The organism is Streptomyces sp. NPDC054786, assembly GCF_053611685.1.
Genome location: NZ_JBSHAW010000044.1, coordinates 23,013 through 40,278 on the forward strand (window position 1 = coordinate 23,013; position 17,266 = coordinate 40,278).

The 17,266-nt window shown below is 70.9% G+C and carries 14 protein-coding genes and 2 pseudogenes; 11 read left to right on the top strand and 5 right to left on the bottom strand.

Annotation, left to right across the window (positions count from 1 at the left end):
- The first annotated feature begins 365 nt into the window (after nt 1-365).
- The 5 genes from gdhA to ACWGI6_RS30795 all read left to right on the top strand — a co-directional run bounded on the left by gdhA (nt 366) and on the right by ACWGI6_RS30795 (nt 5,152).
- Nucleotides 366-1,742 (top strand): NADP-specific glutamate dehydrogenase, encoded by a 1,377-nt coding sequence (gene gdhA, locus ACWGI6_RS30775; RefSeq protein ID WP_453270542.1) that lies wholly within the window; start codon nt 366-368, stop codon nt 1,740-1,742.
- A gap of 135 nt (nt 1,743-1,877) precedes the next feature.
- Nucleotides 1,878-2,420, top strand: a complete 543-nt coding sequence (locus ACWGI6_RS30780; RefSeq protein WP_393907131.1) for an LOG family protein — start codon at nt 1,878-1,880, stop codon at nt 2,418-2,420.
- A gap of 46 nt (nt 2,421-2,466) precedes the next feature.
- A complete protein-coding gene (locus ACWGI6_RS30785) occupies nt 2,467-3,156 on the top strand; it encodes an SDR family oxidoreductase (protein WP_453270543.1) in 690 nt (229 codons plus the stop codon).
- Nucleotides 3,157-3,304: 148 nt separating this feature from the next.
- Complete coding sequence (locus ACWGI6_RS30790; protein ID WP_393907253.1) at nt 3,305-3,682, top strand: MarR family winged helix-turn-helix transcriptional regulator; 378 nt, start codon at nt 3,305-3,307, stop codon at nt 3,680-3,682.
- A gap of 744 nt (nt 3,683-4,426) precedes the next feature.
- The gene (locus tag ACWGI6_RS30795) at nt 4,427-5,152 is read left to right on the top strand and encodes a dienelactone hydrolase family protein (RefSeq protein ID WP_453270544.1); all 726 of its coding nucleotides are present in this window, start codon (nt 4,427-4,429) and stop codon (nt 5,150-5,152) included.
- A 19-nt stretch (nt 5,153-5,171) separates the two neighbouring features.
- On the opposite strand, the pseudogene ACWGI6_RS30800 reads toward ACWGI6_RS30795, so the two are convergent.
- The 5 genes and pseudogenes from ACWGI6_RS30800 to ACWGI6_RS30820 form a co-directional block, all read right to left on the bottom strand.
- Nucleotides 5,172-5,875: pseudogene (locus tag ACWGI6_RS30800) on the bottom strand (Tn3 family transposase); the annotation flags it as partial.
- A 190-nt stretch (nt 5,876-6,065) separates the two neighbouring features.
- Nucleotides 6,066-6,422: pseudogene (locus tag ACWGI6_RS30805) on the bottom strand (transposase); the annotation flags it as partial.
- Between the two features lie 123 nt (nt 6,423-6,545).
- Nucleotides 6,546-6,839: a DUF1330 domain-containing protein gene (locus ACWGI6_RS30810; protein WP_059130497.1), complete on the bottom strand. Its 294-nt coding sequence runs from the start codon at nt 6,837-6,839 to the stop codon at nt 6,546-6,548.
- Between the two features lie 33 nt (nt 6,840-6,872).
- Nucleotides 6,873-8,306 carry an MFS transporter gene (locus tag ACWGI6_RS30815; RefSeq protein ID WP_453270545.1) on the bottom strand — a complete coding sequence of 478 codons (1,434 nt, stop codon included), beginning with the start codon at nt 8,304-8,306 and terminating at the stop codon, nt 6,873-6,875.
- Nucleotides 8,303-8,665, bottom strand: coding sequence for a MarR family winged helix-turn-helix transcriptional regulator (locus ACWGI6_RS30820; protein WP_308407322.1), 363 nt, complete (start codon nt 8,663-8,665; stop codon nt 8,303-8,305). Before ACWGI6_RS30820 ends, ACWGI6_RS30815 begins: the two co-directional genes overlap by 4 nt.
- Nucleotides 8,666-9,175: 510 nt before the next feature.
- Here ACWGI6_RS30820 and ACWGI6_RS30825 point away from each other — a divergent pair.
- The 6 genes from ACWGI6_RS30825 to gatC all read left to right on the top strand — a co-directional run bounded on the left by ACWGI6_RS30825 (nt 9,176) and on the right by gatC (nt 17,234).
- On the top strand, nt 9,176-10,597 hold the full coding sequence (locus tag ACWGI6_RS30825; protein WP_453270546.1) for an MFS transporter: 1,422 nt from the start codon (nt 9,176-9,178) through the stop codon (nt 10,595-10,597).
- A 275-nt stretch (nt 10,598-10,872) separates the two neighbouring features.
- A complete protein-coding gene (locus ACWGI6_RS30830; RefSeq protein WP_453270581.1) occupies nt 10,873-11,829 on the top strand; it encodes a methionine synthase in 957 nt (318 codons plus the stop codon).
- 31 nt (nt 11,830-11,860) lie between these two features.
- Complete coding sequence (gene ligA, locus ACWGI6_RS30835) at nt 11,861-14,077, top strand: NAD-dependent DNA ligase LigA (RefSeq protein ID WP_453270547.1); 2,217 nt, start codon at nt 11,861-11,863, stop codon at nt 14,075-14,077.
- 156 nt (nt 14,078-14,233) lie between these two features.
- The gene (locus tag ACWGI6_RS30840) at nt 14,234-16,342 is read left to right on the top strand and encodes a putative bifunctional diguanylate cyclase/phosphodiesterase (RefSeq protein WP_453270548.1); all 2,109 of its coding nucleotides are present in this window, start codon (nt 14,234-14,236) and stop codon (nt 16,340-16,342) included.
- 59 nt (nt 16,343-16,401) lie between these two features.
- Nucleotides 16,402-16,740 (top strand): hypothetical protein, encoded by a 339-nt coding sequence (locus ACWGI6_RS30845; protein ID WP_453270549.1) that lies wholly within the window; start codon nt 16,402-16,404, stop codon nt 16,738-16,740.
- A 197-nt stretch (nt 16,741-16,937) separates the two neighbouring features.
- Nucleotides 16,938-17,234, top strand: coding sequence for an Asp-tRNA(Asn)/Glu-tRNA(Gln) amidotransferase subunit GatC (gene gatC / locus ACWGI6_RS30850; RefSeq protein WP_006602950.1), 297 nt, complete (start codon nt 16,938-16,940; stop codon nt 17,232-17,234).
- The last annotated feature ends 32 nt before the right edge of the window (nt 17,235-17,266 follow it).

Genomic DNA, 17,266 nt, shown 5'->3' on the forward strand with positions numbered 1-17,266 from the left:
GAAAGGTGTCCGCCGGTCAACTGTGAGGTGTTGCACAGCGCCCGCCGGAAAGGGGTGTGCGCGGTGCGGGGAGCGGCGCCAGACGGGCGCTGCCGACGCGCTGACCTGCGGACATGGGGTGGGGGAGCGGCGCGCCGGGGGCGTCAGGAGGTTGGCGGGATTGCGTAAGGGAAGGACGTGTCGCGCATCCCACAGTCGATCGGCGGGGTGCCGCCCATAAAGTCGGCAACGCGACAGGACGTCAAAGGTTGCCGGGTCGTGGAGTGGTGACGATAAGGACTCACAAGGAGTTGTTGAGCTTGTGAGGGCTCGTCAGGGTCCGGACCACAGACGGCCTCTCCGCGGCCACGAAGGGAACGGAAGTCATGTCGACTGTTCAATCTGAGGTCAATCCCGGCATTCATCCGGCCGGGCCGGCCTCCCTGTACGCCGAGCTGGTCCGGCGGAATCCTGGGGAGCCCGAATTCCACCAGGCGGCTCTTGAGGTGCTGGAGACGCTGGCCCCCGTGCTGAGAGCCCGCCCTGAGTTCGCCGAGGCGAAGATCCTGGAGCGGATCTGCGAGCCGGAACGGCAGATCATGTTCCGGGTCCCCTGGCAGGACGATTCCGGGGCGATTCACGTCAACCGGGGCTTCCGGGTGGAATTCAACAGCGCGCTCGGCCCGTACAAGGGCGGTCTGCGCTTCCACTCGTCCGTGAATCTGGGGATCGTGAAGTTCCTCGGCTTCGAGCAGATCTTCAAGAATTCCCTGACCGGGCTGAACATCGGCGGCGGCAAGGGCGGCAGCGACTTCGATCCGCACGGTAGGTCGGACGCCGAAGTGATGCGCTTCTGCCAGTCCTTCATGACGGAGCTGCACCGTCATCTCGGCGAGCACACGGACGTACCGGCGGGCGACATCGGCGTGGGCGGCCGGGAGATCGGCTATCTCTTCGGCCAGTACCGGCGGATCACCAACCGCTGGGAGGCCAGTGTGCTGACCGGCAAGGGGCTGGCCTGGGGCGGCTCCAAGGCCCGCACGGAGGCCACCGGTTACGGCAATGTGCTGTTCACCGAGGAGATGCTCAAGAAGCGCGGCGAGGAGCTGGACGGGCAGCAGGTGGTGGTCTCCGGGTCCGGCAATGTCGCGATCTACACCATCGAGAAGGCGCAGGCGCTCGGCGCCAACGTGCTGACCTGCTCGGACTCCGGTGGCTATGTCGTGGACGAGAAGGGCATCGATCTGACACTGCTGCGGCAGATCAAGGAGGTCGAGCGCGGCCGGATCAGCGAGTACGCCGAGCGGCGCGGGGTATCGGCCAGGTATGTGCCGGGTGGGCGGGTGTGGGATGTCGCATGCGATGTGGCGCTGCCGTCGGCGACCCAGAACGAGCTGGACGCGGACGCCGCCCGGATCCTGGTCCGCAACGGCGTCAAGGCGGTCTCCGAGGGGGCCAACATGCCGACCACCCCGGCGGCGGTGACGCTGCTCAAGGAGGCCGGGGTGGCCTTCGGCCCCGGTAAGGCCGCCAACGCGGGCGGTGTGGCGACCAGCGCGCTGGAGATGCGGCAGAACGCCTCGCGCGAGGCATGGTCCTTCGAGCGTACGGAAGGTGAGCTCGCGGCGATCATGCGCGGGATCCACCACCGCTGCTACGAGACCGCCGAACGGTTCGGGCTGCCCGGCGACTATGTCGCGGGCGCCAATATCGCCGGCTTCGAGCGGGTCGCCGAAGCGATGCTGGACCAGGGGCTGATCTAGCAGGAGGGCGCGGGCGGCGGGGCGCTCCCTCAGGGGGCACCGCCCGCCGCCCGGCTCGCCCCGTACGGGCACGGCCCCGGTGCGTGGCTTCTCCCGTACGGGCACCGCCCGCCGCCCGGCTCGTAAGGTGACCGCATGAACATCTGCGTCTTCTGCTCCGCCGCCGACCTCGACGACCGTTACGTCGTGCCCGCCCGCCGGTTCGCCGAGCTGATCGGCAAGGGCGGGCATGCGCTGGTCTGGGGCGGCTCGGACACCGGCCTGATGAAGGTCATGGCCGACGGGGTGGAGGAGGCCGGCGGGAAGCTGATCGGCGTCTCCGTGGAGTTCCTGGCGCACAAGGCGCGCGAGGGTGTCGATGAGATGGTCGTCACCAAGGACCTCGCCGAGCGGAAGGCGCAGATGCTCGCCCGCGCGGACGCCATCGTCGTCATGGTCGGCGGCACGGGCACGCTGGACGAGGCCACCGAGATCCTGGAGCTGCGCAAGCACGGGATGCACACCAAGCCGGTGGTGCTGCTGAACACCGCCGGTTTCTACGACGGGTTGCAGGAGCAGTTCCAGCGGATGGAGTCGGAGGGGTTCCTGCCGATTCCGCTCACCGACCTGGTCTTCTTCGCGGCCGACGGCGTCGGTGCGCTGGCCTACCTGGAGGAGAAGGCGGGCATCCAGGCCTGAGCCGCCGGGCCCCGCGTCCCCTCGCCCGCTCGTTAGGATCGGCCCCATGGGTACGCACTTGATCACGGGCGCAGGGTCGGGCATCGGAGCGGCGGTCGCACGGCGGCTCGCGGAGCGCGGGGAGGAGCTGTGGCTGCTGGCGCGCAACGCGGTCCGGGCCAAGGAGCTGGCCGCGCAGTTCCCCGGTGCCCGCACGCTCGTGGGTGATCTCGCCAACCCCGAGAAGCTGTCGTGGGCCTTCGGGCAGCAGCCGCTGCCGGACCGTATCGACTCCCTGATGCACAGCGCGGGCGTCATCGAGCTGGGCGCGGTCGGCGATCTGCCGGCCAAGGCCTGGCAGCGGCAGCTCGCCGCCAACCTGGTCGCGCCCGCCGAGGTCACCCGGCTGCTGCTGCCGCTGGTGCGGGTCGCCCAGGGGCACGTCGTCTTCATCAACTCCGGCGCCGGGCTGAACGCGAACGCCCAGTGGGGCGCGTACGCGGCGAGCAAGCACGGCTTGAAGGCGCTGGCCGACTCGCTGCGGGCGGAGGAGCACGAGAACGGCGTCCGGGTGACCTCGGTCTACCCGGGGCGTACGGCCACGCCGATGCAGGAGAGCACCCACCGCCAGGAGGGCAAGGAGTACGACCCGTCCCGCTGGATCGACCCGGAGTCGGTCGCGACGGCCATCATCACGGCCATCGATCTGCCGCGGGATGCCGAGATCAACGACGTATCGGTGCGGCCCGGTCGGTGAGAGCGTGCGTGGGCTGCACCACCCGCTCCGGAATCCGGGCGGCCGCCCCGGAGGCCTTTCCGCCGCGGCGACGTACGCTGCATGAGTGACCACTGAAGCGAAGTCGACCGCGGCGGCGGGGTGCGGGTTCCGGGAGATCCGGGGGCTCGTGACGGAGTTGAGCCGCCGGCTGGACGCCCACCAGCGCAGCCGGATCGGCGAGCTCGGCCTGACGCCGACGCAGGCCAAGGCGCTGGAGGAACTCGGCGAGCCGAAGACCGCGCGGGAGCTGGCCGGAGTGCTGTGCTGTGAGCCGCCGAATGTCACCTACGTCATCTCCAAGCTGGAGAAGCAGGGCATGGTCGTGCGCCGGCCGCACCCCTTGGACGGGCGGGCCAAGCAGCTCGTACTCACCGATGCGGGGCGGGAGTTGCGGCTCGATCTGCTGCGGCGGATGGGGACCGCCTCGCCGCTCGATCACCTCTCGCACGAGGAGCGGGCCGCGTTGCGCGATGACCTGCTGAAGGCGCTGGGGCGGGGCGACTGACCCCGTCGCCGTACTCGGCCTTGGGGAACATCGGTTGTCGCTGAGATTGATCATGGTCCGATCGGGGCGAGCGCGCTGACCCGGTTCTCGTACTCGCGACGGGCCTTGCGCTGGGCCGGGACCGCCGGGGAGCCCTGGGCGCTGTCGAGCGGCTGGCAGCGACGCCGTGGTCGCGGGCGAGGGCGGCAATCGACCGCCCCTCCAGATAGGCGGTGCGGACGTCGTTGGTCTTCGTCGCCGCCACGGCGGGGCGTCGGCCGCCCTTGCTGCCCTTGGCCTCGGCGGCGCGCAGTCCGTCGTAGGTCAGCTCGCGCCGGAGGTCGCGCTGGAGTTCGCCGGCGGCGGCGAGGGTCTGCACCATGAACTTCACGGTGGACAGCAGCTCTCCGGTGCGCGGGTGGCGGGCGGTGAGGTTCGGACAAGGTACTGACGGTCGGTCGACTGCTGGTCGGTCGACACTCGCTTGTAGACCAGGTTGGCCATGTCGCTCCCCGTTGTGGCGGTCGCATTCGACCCTAGCTGTCAGCAAACCCTGTCATCAGCCGCCATCGGGTCTGATGGGATCGGCGCCGCCGTCGGGCCCCGGAAAGTCCGGGTTCATTGGACGGCCACCGCGCCTGTCGTCATTCGATCGTTTGACGACAGGCAGCCGACGCGTCCGGGTGATGTAGTCGGGACAGACTGCTGTCTGCCATCGGTGAACACCACCCCGAGCGGGCGCAACGGTCATTACCGTCCAGTCGCATGACGACGGTCACAACCCGTACGGTCGAATACCCGGCCGACAACCTGACGATGATCGGATACCTCGCGCTCCCGGCCGGTGCCGAGCGTCGGCCCGCAGTCCTGATCGGACCCGAGGGGACGGGGCTCAGCGATGTCGAGCGCCGACGGGCCGAGGCTCTGGCCGAGCTGGGGTACGTGGCGCTGGCCTTCGACCTCCACGGCGGACGCTATTTGGAAGACCCAGAGGAAATGTTGGCCCGTTGCATGCCGCTGCTCGCCGGCCCCGACCGCATGCGAGGAATCGGTCACGCCGCGCTCGACGTGTTGCGTGCCGAACCACGGGCCGACCCCGACCGGACCGCTGCCGTCGGCTACGGCACCGGGGGCGCGGTCGCACTGGAACTCGGTCGCGATGGTGTCGACCTGCGCGCGATTGGGACAGTCAACGCACTCACCACGGGCCGACCGGGCGAGGCGGCACGCATTCGCTGCCCGGTATGGGCCGGGGTCGGGTCGGAAGACCCGATCATGCCGCCCGCCCAACGGGACGCGTTCACCGCAGAGATGCAGGCCGCGGGCGTCGACTGGCGCCTCGTGGTCTACGGAGGAGCCCTTCACGCCTTCCACCACCCACCGGTCGACCACACCGTGCGTCCCGGCGTCGGCTACCACCCACGGCACGCACAGCGAGCCTGGCGTGACATCGTCGCCCTGCTCGCCGAGTGCCTGCCCGTCACGGATTGATCCGATCGGCTCCTGATACTCACTCCTGCCCGCCGTCGTCGTCTTCGTCCAGCTCTGGGGCATCGGGGTCGCGCAGCGGGCGCCGGCGGCCGGGGTGGAGGCGGCGAAGCTGTAGCGGCCGAGCAGGTTCAGGTTGCGGTGCTTGAGCGGGGAGAGCCGGGCGATGTCCTCGTCTCGGATCTCGTGGCCTTCGGCGCGAAGCTGGGCGACGGCGGCGTCGATGTACTTCGTCGTCCAGAGCACGATGGCGTTGAGGACCAGGCCGAGTGCACCGAGCTGGTCCTCCATCCCGTCCCGGTACGCCTGGTGGATGGTGCCGCGCGCGCTTGCGGTGGCACACATCCCGGGCCAGCTTGTGGCGGGACTCCTGCACGGTGAGCTGCCGGTTCATCTGCCGCCGGTAGGTGTCGTCCACCGGGTCGACCACCCGCAGCAGGTGCTCGATTTTCGCGATCCGCCCGTACTCCGCGAACGCCGCACCCAGCGGAGTCGGGCGCCCCTCGCGTCCGAACATGCGCAACAGGTCGTAGGCACGGACCTGGTTGGTGACCAGGGACCCGGCAACCTTCAGCATGTCCGGCCAGTGCGTGACCACCTTGTTCAGTTCACGCGGTTGCGCGCCAGGTCCTCCACCGCGCCGTACGTGCCGGTCTCGACGCCGGGCATCGTGGCCCGCCAGAACCGCTGGTCGTCCAGGTCGCGGAACCGCGGGCTGAAGTTGTAGCAGCACCTCCGGCGCGTGGTGGGCCATGGCCTCCAAGACGGCGCGGACCGCCTCGGTCACCAGCTCCAGGCGGGTCAGCTCCCGTGCGGCGGACAGGATGTGGGTGGAGTCGGTGCGCTGGGTGCCGCGGCCCTTGAGCAAGCCGGCCCGCCGGATCCGGGTGAGCGCGAGGCCCAGCAGCCGGTCGGCGCGGTCGCCCTCGGCGAGCCGGTCGCGGAAGTCGGACAGGGCGCTGTGGTGGAAGCCGGGGTCTTCCAGCTGCAGGCCGTGGGCGTACTTGAAGTCGATGCGGCAGCGCACCGCCTCGGCGGCCTGGCGGTCCGACAGGTTCCGCACGTACTGCAGCACGCAGACCGTGGCGAGCTGGGCGGGGGAGAGCCCGGGGCGGCCATCGCGCGGGTACCAGGCGGTGAAGTCCTCGTCGTTCCAAAGGCCGTCGAGGCGGTCGCGGATCCACATCGCGGTAGTGCGGTGGGGGTTGCCGGCGCGGGCGACCCGCGCGGTCAGCGGCGGGATCTCCGCTCCGGGCCGGGGCTGGAGGGACATATCGGGCTCCCCGGGAACATGGGCATCATGTTCCTACGAGCCTGACGCAACGTCACGATCGTTAACTGCCCGCCCTCAAGATTCCCGGCAGAGTCCTTCAGCGAAGATCCGACTGGACCTCGGTCAGTCGATGCCTTCGACGATGCGGAAGTCGCGCTCGACGCCGTCGGAGAGGGCGACCAGCGCCTCCTGGTAGGCCGCACTCTCGTGCGCCGCGACGGCCTGCTCGAAGCTGTCGAACTCGATCAGGACGGTGCGCTCGGCGATTCCGGCGTCATGCGCCACGACCCGACTGCCACGGGCGAGGATCCGACCGCCCCCGGCCTCGACGGCCGGACCGGCCAGCTTGTTGTAAGCAGCCAGCTTCTCGGGGTCTGAAATGGTGCGGTAGGCGCTGACCCAGTAGCCCTTGGGCATGGAACCTCCAGTGTTGGGATGAGTGCATCTGACTTACGGGTTGGTCTCGGACGAGCGTCGGCGGGCGAGAGCGAGGCTTGTCAGCGTCGTGATCGCCATGGCGCCGATGCCGACCAGCGCCGCGGTGGTGTAGGCGCTGTCGTCGGGGAAGAGGTGGCCGGGGCCGGTGCCCGCGGCGAGGATCAGGCCGCCGATGGCGCTGCCCAGGGAGTACCCGACGCTGCGGACGACGTAGTTGAAGCTCATGGCGCTCGACGTCTCGCTCTTGGGGGTGACGGCCAGGATGACGCCGGGCATCGCGGCCGAGAAGCCGCCGACGCCGAAGCCGAGCACGCCCATCGCCGCGAACAGTTCGGCCAGGTCCGACCGGGCCGCCGCGAACAGGGCGAACCCGCCGCCGACCACGACGGCGCTGCCGGCCAGGAGCAGGGGGTCGGCGATCCGCGTCCGGACCCGCGGCGTGAGCTTGCCGGCGACGAACCCCAGCACCGAGAACGGGATGAGGACCAGCCCGGCGACGAAGGTCGTCAGCCCGAAGCCGTAGCCGGCGCCGTGCGGCGTCTGCGCGTACCGGGTGATGAGCGTGAGCAGGAGGTACATGCCGATCCCGCCGACGAACATGGCGAGGTTCGCCCCGGCGACCGCCGGGTGCCGCACCGCCCGCACATCGACCAGGGGCGTCGTGCTGCGCAGCTCGATGACGGCCCAGACGCAGAGCAGCACCACCGCGACGACGGCGAGGCCCGCCGCCACGGCGAGGTGCCGGCTCCACAGATTCCGTTCGCCGGCGAGGAACAGCACCAGGAGCAGCGCAGCGGCCAGGACGACCGCGCCTGCCACGTCCACGTGGGCGGAGCGGCCTTCGGGGGCTTCGGGCATGGAGCGCCACGCGGTCAGGAGGGCGGCGGCGGTGACGGCCAGGCCGAGGCCGTAGGCGGCCCGTACCCCGCCGAGCTCGGCGAGCAGTGCGGCCAGCGGGTAGCCGACGCCGGCCCCGATGATCGAGACCACCGAGATCAGGGCGATCACGGCCGCGCTGCGCTCCTCGGGGAGGTGGTCCCGGGCCACGCCCATCATCAGCGCCGTCAGCCCGAGCCCGACGCCCTGGGCCGCCCTGCCGGCCAGCAGCCACGCGAACGGCAGCGGCAGCACGGTGAGCGCGCTGCCGGCGACGACGACCGCCAGCGTGGCGAGGATCGTGGCCCGCCGGTGCGGGCCGGCTCCGAGCCGGCCCAGGACCGGCGTGGCGACGGCGCCGCTGAGCAGCGCGACGGTCAGCGTCCACTGCGCGCTGCCGAGCGAGACGTGGAACGAGGTCGCCACGCTGGTGATGAGCGGCGTCCCGAGGCTGGCGACCGCCGCCACGACCAGAGCGATGAACATCAGGGCGGGGACCAGCAGCCGCACCTCGGAACGCGCCACCGGGAACGCCTTCACCGCGACCCTGCCGACCGGCTGCCCGGTCACTGCTTCGGCCCTTCGCGGTCCTGGCTTTCGAGCTCTGCCAGATGCTTCAGCGCCGGAAGGGCCGCCGCCAGCGCCTCGACCTCGTCGCCGGTGAGCTCGCCGATCAACCGCTCGAACGCGTGGACGCCCGCCTGGCGCCGCGTCCGGACATAGGAGGCGCCGGCCTCGGTCAGGCACACCAGCGTGACCCGCTTGTCGGACGCGTCGCCCCGCCGCTCGACCAGGCCGGACTCCTCCATCACCCGGACCAGGGCGGTCATCGCGGGCTGGGTGACGCCCTCGACCGCGGCCAGATCGGTGATGCGCCGCGGGCCGGTCCGGTCCAGGGTGGCCAGGGTGGCGGCGGACGTCAGGCTCATGTCCCGGGGCAGGCGTCTCGCAGCCCTGGTGGCCAGGCCGTAGAGGGCTGCCCCGATGGCGGCGGACGCGCCAGGAGCGGTGTCTTGGCGACTCATGCTCGAAGCATAGCATTTTTATATTCATAGTTTATGTAAATGGTGGACTGGCGCGGGCGGCCTCGATCCGCACCCGCGACGGCGGCCGGCCATCGCGATCGGTGCGCGGCCGGAACCTGCCGCGCCCGTCGACGGGAAGACTTCAGGCAGGTCCGGCCGCCGACGATCCGTCAGCCGTCCACCAGGGTCGATCGAGGCTTAGCGCCGGTTTTCGTTCCGATGTTCCTCAACCCCCTGGCCGACCATGATCGATCTCAGCGCCAACCGCTGTACCGATGTTCCCCGAGGCCGGTACTGCCGCACCGAGGCCCCGGGACTTCCCGGGGCCTCGTTCGTATGTGGCTTCGTATGCGTTCGGTAAAGCTATAGCTGTAATCATTGCGTCGCCAGATAGGTACAGCTTTAACTAAATGCATGATCACTGAGAAAACGGCGCCGGGCGGGACGGCGAGCCCGGCGAAGGCCGGTGACGGCATTCCGGCTCCCCGGTTACACGCCCGCAGCGGCGTCCAACTCCTCGTCCTGGCCCTCGGGTTCGTGATGGCGAGCCTCGACACCGGCATCATGAATGTCGCCGCCAACGACCTGCGGGCCCGGCTCGGACTGAGCATGTCCGGCCTCACCTGGGTCGTCGACGGCTATGTCCTCGCCTTCGCCGCGCTGCTGCTGCTCGCCGGCTCGCTGGCGAAGCGGTTCGGCGCCCGCCGGATCTACCTCATCGGGCTCGCCGTGTTCACCGGCGCCTCCCTGCTGGGCGCCGTCGCACCGAACGGCGCCGTCCTGGTGGCCGCCCGCTTCACCCAGGGAGCGGGCGCGGCGCTCTTCATGCCCAGCTCGCTGTCGCTGCTGATGCACGCCTTCCCGGAGCCGGCCCGCCGGGCGAAGACCCTCGGCATCTGGTCGGCGATCGTCTCCACCTCGGTCGGGCTGGCGCCGACCCTCGGCGGCCTCCTGGTCGGCACCCTTGGCTGGCGCAGCATTTTCCTGGTCAACCTCCCCATCGGTGTGGCGGGGTTGCTGCTCACCCGGCGGGTCATCGCGGCCGTCCCGGCCCGCGGCACGGCGCTCGGCGGCAGCGGCCATGTCCTGGGCCTGCTCGCCCTCGGGTCGCTGAGCTACGCGCTCATCGAAGGGCCCGACAAGGGCTGGTCCGCACCGCCGGTCCTGGCGGCGTGCGCGGTCGCGGCGCTCGCGGCGGCCGGATTCCTCGTCCGCGAGCGGGCCGCCCGCACCCCGGTCCTGCCGGTAGCGCTCTTCGCGGACCACAGCTTCACCGCGGCCAATGTGGTCGGCTTCCTCTTCAACTTCGCCTTCTACGGAGTGCTGTTCGTCCTCGGGCTCTTCCTGCAGACCGCGCGCGGCGCGAGCCCGGTGACGGCGGGGCTGCAGATGCTGCCGGCCGTGCTGGTCCTCCCGTTCGGCAATATCCTCTATGCCCGGATCGGGCCGCGGATCGGCAACCGGACCGCGCTCACCGGCTCGCTGGCGCTCTCCGCCGCGGGCTATGGCCTGCTGTTCCTGATCCTCTCGCCCGGTCTGCCGTACTGGGTGCTCGCGGTGGTGTTCGCGGTCACCCATCTCGGCAGCGGGGTCAGCGCCCCGGCCATGACCGGTGTGCTGATGGCGGCCGCGGGCGGCGAGCACGCCGATATCGGCAGTGCGACCCTCAACGCCAACCGCCAGATCGGCTCCCTGGTCGGCATCGCGGGCATGGGCGCGGTGCTGACGGGGGCGGGCGGCGGCTACCGGGGCGCCACCTACGCCTTCGTGCTGACGGCGGGCGCGCTGGCCGTCGCGGCGGTGGTCGGCCGGCTGGGCATACGCACCCGGGGGTGAGGGGTGTACACGGCCCGGCGTGACGGGCCTACCCCGCCTGGTGTGCCGGGTCTACGTACCGGAGCGTGACCGCCGTACGCATCCGAGCGGGGCGGGCCACCGCGTGACGGACCGGTTTGCCCGTATACCTGAGGCGCCTGCGCCCCCGCACGGGTATGTCCGGCCGCTCCGCAGACCTGGCGCACCCCGCCCGTCGCACCGCCGCATACCCTGCCTGGGTGAGCGAGAACAGCAGGCAGAAGTGGGCCGCGGGCGCGGCGACCGGGATCGGCTCGATGCCGGGCGGTGATGCGCGCGAGGCGGCGAAGACCGTCACCGGATCGCTGGAGACCTTCCCGTATCTGCCGGAGCTCCCGGCCCGGGGGCCGGGCGCCGACATGATCGGGCGGACCCTCGGGATGCTCGTCGAGGTCTACGGCCATGTGGAGCCCAGCGGCTGGCGGATCAGCGACCGGCCGGGGCGCGACACCCGGCGCGCCCACTCCTGGCTCGGGGAGGATCTCGACGCCCTGGAGGAGTTCGCCCAGGGCTATGAGGGGCCGCTGAAGGTCTCCGCGGTCGGACCGTGGACGCTGGCCACCGCTCTGGAGCTGCGGAACGGGGAGGCGGCCCTCAGTGATCCCGGCGCCTGCCGGGATCTCGCGGCGTCCCTGGCGGAGGGGCTGCGCGGCCATCTCGCGGACGTACGGCGGCGGATGCCGGGCGCCCGGGTCGTGCTGCAGCTCGACGAGCCGTCGCTGACGGCGGTGCTCCAGGGGCGGGTGAAGAGCGCCAGCGGCTACCGCACCCACCGGGCCGTGGACCGGTCGGTCGTCGAGGGCGCGCTGCGCGATCTTGCCGCGGTGGCGGAGGGCGGCCCCGTGGTCGTCCACTCGTGCGCGCCCGAGGTGCCGTTCGGGCTGCTGCGGCGGGCCGGTGTCACGGGCATCTCGTTCGATTTCTCCCTGCTCACCGAGCGTGAGGAGGAAGCGATCGGGGAGGCCGTCGAGAGCGGTACGACGCTGTTCGCAGGCGTGGTGCCGGGCGTGGACAGCCGATTGTCAGACCCTGCCGGTAGCGTCATGGGTGTCAGGACGCTGTGGCGCAGGCTGGGGCTGACACCAGGGACTCTCAGCGAGTCCGTGGTCCTCACTCCCTCGTGCGGACTCGCGGGCGCTTCGCCCGCTTATGCCCGCTCGGCCCTCGCCCACTGCGTCCGGGCCGCGAGATCACTCGCAGACAACCCTGAGTGACCACACTCAAGGACCACGGGAGGACAAAACGGTGGCTGGCGAACAGCACGCAGCGGAATCCGAGGTGCCCGCAGCGGCGCGGGAGAAGCACGCGCAGCTCGCTGAGCAGATCGAGGAGCATCGCTTCCGGTATTACGTGAAGGATGCCCCGGTCGTCAGCGACGCGGAGTTCGACAGGCTGCTGCGCTCCCTGGAGGCCCTGGAGGACGAGCACCCCGAGCTGCGCACCCCCGATTCCCCGACCCAGAAGGTCGCCGGGGCGTATGCCACGGAGTTCACCGAGGTCGAGCACCGCGAACGGATGCTCTCGCTCGACAACGCCTTCGACAACGAGGAGTTGGCGGCCTGGGCCGAGCGGATCGCCGGTGAGCTGGGCGGCGACCCCAAGAGCGCGGGGTATCACTTCCTGTGCGAGCTGAAGGTCGACGGCCTCGCCGTCAACCTCACCTACGAGCAGGGCCGGCTGACCCGCGCCGCCACCCGCGGCGACGGCCGTACGGGCGAGGACATCACGCCCAACGTCCGTACGATCGCCGAGATCCCGCACCGCCTCAAGGGCGACCGGATCCCGGATCTGGTCGAGGTGCGCGGGGAGGTCTACTTCCCGATGGAGAAGTTCCTGGAGCTCAACGAGCGGCTGGTGGCCGAGGGCAAGCCGCCGTTCGCCAACCCCCGTAACGCCGCGGCCGGTTCACTGCGCCAGAAGGACCCCAAGATCACGGCCGGCCGCCCGCTGCACATGGTCGTCCATGGCATCGGCGCCCGCGAAGGCCTGGAGATCGACCGCCAGTCGGAGGGCTACGACCTGCTCAAGGAGTGGGGCCTGCCGACGGCCACGCACAACCAGGTCGTCGACTCCCTGGAGGCGGTGCGCGCGTTCATCGCCCATTACGGCGACGCCGACACCCGCCGTACGGCCGTCGAGCACGAGATCGACGGCGTGGTGGTCAAGCTGGACGAGATCCGGCTCCAGGGACGGCTGGGCTCGACCTCGCGGGCGCCACGCTGGGCGATCGCCTGGAAGTACCCGCCGGAAGAGGTCAACACCAAGCTCGTCGACATCCGTGTCGGCGTCGGCCGTACGGGGCGGGTCACGCCGTATGCCGTGGTCGAGCCGGTGACGGTGGCCGGGTCCGAGGTGGAGTTCGCCACCCTGCACAACCAGGACGTGGTCAAGGCCAAGGGCGTGTTCATCGGGGACACCGTCGTGATCCGCAAGGCCGGCGATGTCATTCCGGAGATCCTGGGCCCGGTCGTCGATCTGCGGGACGGCAGCGAGCGGGAGTTCGTGATGCCGGCCGAGTGCCCCGAGTGTGGGACGGCGCTGCAGCCCGCCAAGGAAGGCGATATCGACCTGCGGTGCCCCAACGCCCGCGCCTGCCCCGCCCAGATCCGTGAGCGGCTGTTCTACCTGGCCGGCCGCAAATGCCTGGACATCGAGAACTTCGGCTATGTCGCCGCGACGGCGCTCAGCCAGCCGCTGGAGCCCGCGGAGCCGCCGCTGAAGGACGAGGGCGACCTTTTCGGCCTCTCCATCGAGCAGCTGCTGCCCATCAAGTCGTATGTCCTCGACCCCGACTCCGGTCTGCCCAAGCGCGACCCGAAGACCGGCGAGGAGAAGGTCGTCACCTTCTTCGCCAACCAGAAGGGCGAGCCGAAGAAGAACGCCCTGGCCATGCTGGAGAACATCCAGGCGGCCAAGGAGCGCCCGCTGGCCCGGATCATCACGGGTCTGTCGATCCGGCATGTGGGTCCGGTGGCGGCCGAGGCACTGGCGCGGGAGTTCCGCTCGATCGACCGCATCCGGGACGCGGACGAGACGGAGCTGGCCGCCGTCGACGGCGTGGGAGCCACGATCGCCGCCTCGTTGAAGCAGTGGTTCGCCGTGGACTGGCACCAGCAGATCATCGAGAGCTGGCGGGCCGCCGGCGTCCGAATGGAGGAGGAGCAAACGGGTGATGAGGGCCCGCGTCCCCTCGAAGGCGTCACCGTCGTCGTAACGGGCACACTTCAGTCACACACCAGAGATGGCGCGAAAGAGGCCCTCCAGAACCTCGGAGCGAAGGTGACCGGTTCCGTTTCGAAGAAGACCGGATTCGTAGTGGTGGGTGACAACCCGGGTTCGAAGTACGACAAGGCCATGCAGTTGAAGGTCCCCGTGCTGGACGATGATGGCTTCGCGGTGCTGCTGGAGCAGGGTCCTGACGCAGCGCGAGCGGTAGCTGTCACTCCGCCTGAGGAGGAGTGAGGTGTCACCCCATCGGCGCATACCAGATTGATCCGCGACGCCGGGTCGCATTCGGGCAACCGTCGCCGATCGCTGCCCGTAGCGGCCTTCCTCGGCCTACTGTTGAGGAGTGCGCCTGCCGTGGCGCGGGCACAGCCGGCTGTGAGAGGGATCGGAATGAAACCGACCGACAGCGCCGCTCCGGCGTCGCGGCTCCGGCGGCTCGTCGTGCCCGCGCTGCCCGGAACCATCGTCCTCGTGGCGGGCCTCGCGCTCGCCACGGGCGTCATCGTGACCCTCGGCGAAGGTGACGCACTGTTCCCCGGCGGGTCCATAGGCTGGTCGCTGGCGGTCCTCACCGGCATCATCGTCGGCCATCTGGTCGCCCTCGGCCGGGACCGCTGGTGGGGCGGCACGGGCTCCGGCGCCGCCCTGGCCCTGGCCGTCCTGCTGTTGTACGGCTGGGTGCCCGCCACCCTCGTCAGCCTCTCCGTCGTCGTTCTCGTCGGCGCCGCCCGGCGGCACCGCTGGCGACAGGCCGTGGTGCACGGTGCCGTGGACATTCTCGGCATCGGCGCCGCGGCGCTCGGCCTCGCCGCGTTCGGTGTGGTCTCCAGCGTCCGCCACCCCTGGGCCCCGCCGGCCTGGAACCTCGCCGTCCTCCCCGAAGTCGTCGTGACCGCCGCCGGCTACCTCTTCGTCAGCCGCGGCCTCCTATGGATCAGCCTCGCCCCGCGCACCGGCCAGTTGCCCGCCATCCCCCGAACGGCCGTACTGCGCCAGGCACTCGTCGGCACCGCACTGCTCGGCATCTCCCCGCTGATCGCCGTCTGCGCCCTCCACGCCCCCCTGCTGCTGCCGCTATTCGCGGTCCCGCTGATCGCGCTGGACTCCACCCTGTGGATAGCCCGCGCCCGCGCCGAGGAGCAGCTGCGCGACCCGCTCACCGGCCTGCCCAACCGCCAGTGGCTGCTGGAGCGCACCTGGACCGCGCTGGACGATGCCGAGCGCGTCGGCTCCCGGGCGGCGCTGGTCCTCATCGACCTGGACCGCTTCCGCTCCGTCAACGACACCCTCGGCCACCTCGCCGGCGACCGCCTGCTGCTGCAGATCGCCGACCGCCTGCGGCACGCCCTCCCGCGCGGCGCCGAGGCGGCCCGGCTCGGCGGCGACGAGTTCGCCGTCCTGCTGCCCACCACCGACTCCCTCACCAGCTCCCAGCGGGTGGCCCGCACCCTCGTCGCCGCCCTCGGCTCCCCGCTGGACCTCGACGGTCTGACCCTCGTGCTCGAAGCCAGCGCGGGGGTCGCCGTCTTCCCCGACCACGCCCTCGACGCCGAAGGGCTGCTGCGGCGCGCCGATGTGGCCATGTACCAGGCCAAGCGGGACCGCAGCGGCGTCGAGCTCTACGAGGCCAAGCGCGACGGCAACACCCCTGATCGCCTCGGCCTGTTGGGCGATCTGCGCCGCGCCCTGGACGCCGGCGACGTCGAGCTGCACTACCAGCCCAAGGTCGGCTTCGACGGCCATGTCGCCGGGCTGGAGGCGCTGGTCCGCTGGGTGCATCCGGACCGCGGCCGGGTGCCACCGGACGAATTCATCGCCATCGCCGAATCCTCCGGGCTGATGCCACGGCTGACGGAGTACGTCCTCGAAACGGCGCTCGCCCAGGTGGCGCGCTGGCGCGCGATGGGACTGGAGGTGCCGGTCGCCGTCAATGTCTCCCCGCGCGATGTGCACTCCCCGGGCTTCGCCGGAGCGGTCGCCGCGCGGCTCGCCCGGCATCGCGTCCCACCGGGCGCCCTCCAACTGGAGATAACCGAGCACGTCCTCCTGGAGGATCCGCAGCGGGCCGCCGACACCCTCGCCGGGCTCACCGCGCACGGGGTGAAGATGTCGCTCGACGACTTCGGCACCGGCTACTCCTCCCTCGTCCATCTGCGGCGGCTCCCGGTGAGCGAGCTGAAGATCGACCGCTCCTTCGTGGCCCGGCTGGCCGTCGACAACGAGGATGCCGAGATCGTCCGCTGCACCCTCGACCTCGCCCACTCCCTCGGCCTGCTGGTCGTCGCCGAGGGCGTCGAGGACGACGAGACCTGGGAGCGGCTGCGCGACCTCGGCTGTGACGCCGTACAGGGCTGGCTGGTGGCCGCCGCGATGCCACCGGACGAAACCACGGCATGGCTGAGAGCCCGCGGCGAGCGCGGCTGGCAGCGCGAATCGGAGACGGCCGCCCTGGCGGCGGAGAAGGCCGCCGAGCGCCCTTCGGGACAGGTCTTGAACTGACCCGGCCTCCGGCCGTCCCGTGTCCCCGCTCCGAAGAACTCGCGCAGACGCCCTCGGCAGTGAACCGGTCCGGTGATCACGGGCCGACCGACAACAGCGACGCGACCGGCGACAGCGACGCCTCCGACGTGTCCGGCGACAGCGACGCCTCCGACGTGTCCGGCGACAGCGACGCCTCCGACGTGTCCGGCGACAGCGACGCCTCCGACGTGTCGGGCGAGAGCGACGCTTCCGACGTGTCCGGCGAGGGTGACCCGTCCGGCGCCGGCACCGCCTCCGACCCGTCCGACGACAGCGCCGCCCCCGACACGTCCGGCGAGCCCGTCCCGTCCCAGGAGGCAGAGGAGGCAGAGGAGGCAGAGGAGGCAGATGAGCCGTCCGGGCCGGAGGATCCGTAGGGCGGCGACACCTCCGGTGGATCTTGGAAATGCTCCGCGCCCGACGATCACGGCCGCCCCCGGCGAAACGGTTTCGCGGCAGCTCTTCCGTACGCCATAGGATTGGGCCGGAAAAGTTCACCGGAGCATTCGCCGAGAAGACTCCGCCTGGACTCTCCGCCCGGAACACTCCGCCCAGAACACCAGAGGATCGCTGCATGCCTGGCATCACGCGCGAGGAGGTCGCCCACCTCGCCCGGCTGGCACGTCTGGAGCTGAAGGCCGAAGAGCTCGACCACTTCGCCGGACAGCTCGACGACATCATCGGCGCGGTCGCCCGCGTCTCCGAGGTCGCCGACCAAGACGTACCGCCGACCTCCCACCCGCTGCCCCTGACCAACGTCATGCGGCCGGACGAGGTCCGTCCGTCGCTGACCCCCGAGCAGGCGCTCTCCGGCGCCCCGGCCCAGGAGCAGCAGCGTTTCAAGGTGCCGCAGATCCTGGGGGAGGAGTGACCGTGAGCGACGCACCCGCGGCCGCCGGGCCG

Excerpts from the sequence above, each read along its gene's own strand:
- ACWGI6_RS30785 (WP_453270543.1), top strand. The coding sequence starts at position 2,467 with ATGGGTACGCACTTGATCACGGGCGCAGGGTCGGGCATCGGAGCGGCG.
- ACWGI6_RS30780 (WP_393907131.1), top strand. The coding sequence starts at position 1,878 with ATGAACATCTGCGTCTTCTGCTCCGCCGCCGACCTCGACGACCGTTAC.
- gatC (WP_006602950.1), top strand. The coding sequence starts at position 16,938 with ATGCCTGGCATCACGCGCGAGGAGGTCGCCCACCTCGCCCGGCTGGCA.
- ACWGI6_RS30825 (WP_453270546.1), top strand. The coding sequence starts at position 9,176 with ATGATCACTGAGAAAACGGCGCCGGGCGGGACGGCGAGCCCGGCGAAG.
- ACWGI6_RS30820 (WP_308407322.1), bottom strand. The coding sequence starts at position 8,665 with ATGAGCCTGACGTCCGCCGCCACCCTGGCCACCCTGGACCGGACCGGC.
- ACWGI6_RS30830 (WP_453270581.1), top strand. The coding sequence starts at position 10,873 with ATGCCGGGCGGTGATGCGCGCGAGGCGGCGAAGACCGTCACCGGATCG.
- ACWGI6_RS30840 (WP_453270548.1), top strand. The coding sequence starts at position 14,234 with ATGAAACCGACCGACAGCGCCGCTCCGGCGTCGCGGCTCCGGCGGCTC.
- ACWGI6_RS30810 (WP_059130497.1), bottom strand. The coding sequence starts at position 6,839 with ATGCCCAAGGGCTACTGGGTCAGCGCCTACCGCACCATTTCAGACCCC.
- ACWGI6_RS30795 (WP_453270544.1), top strand. The coding sequence starts at position 4,427 with ATGACGACGGTCACAACCCGTACGGTCGAATACCCGGCCGACAACCTG.
- gdhA (WP_453270542.1), top strand. The coding sequence starts at position 366 with ATGTCGACTGTTCAATCTGAGGTCAATCCCGGCATTCATCCGGCCGGG.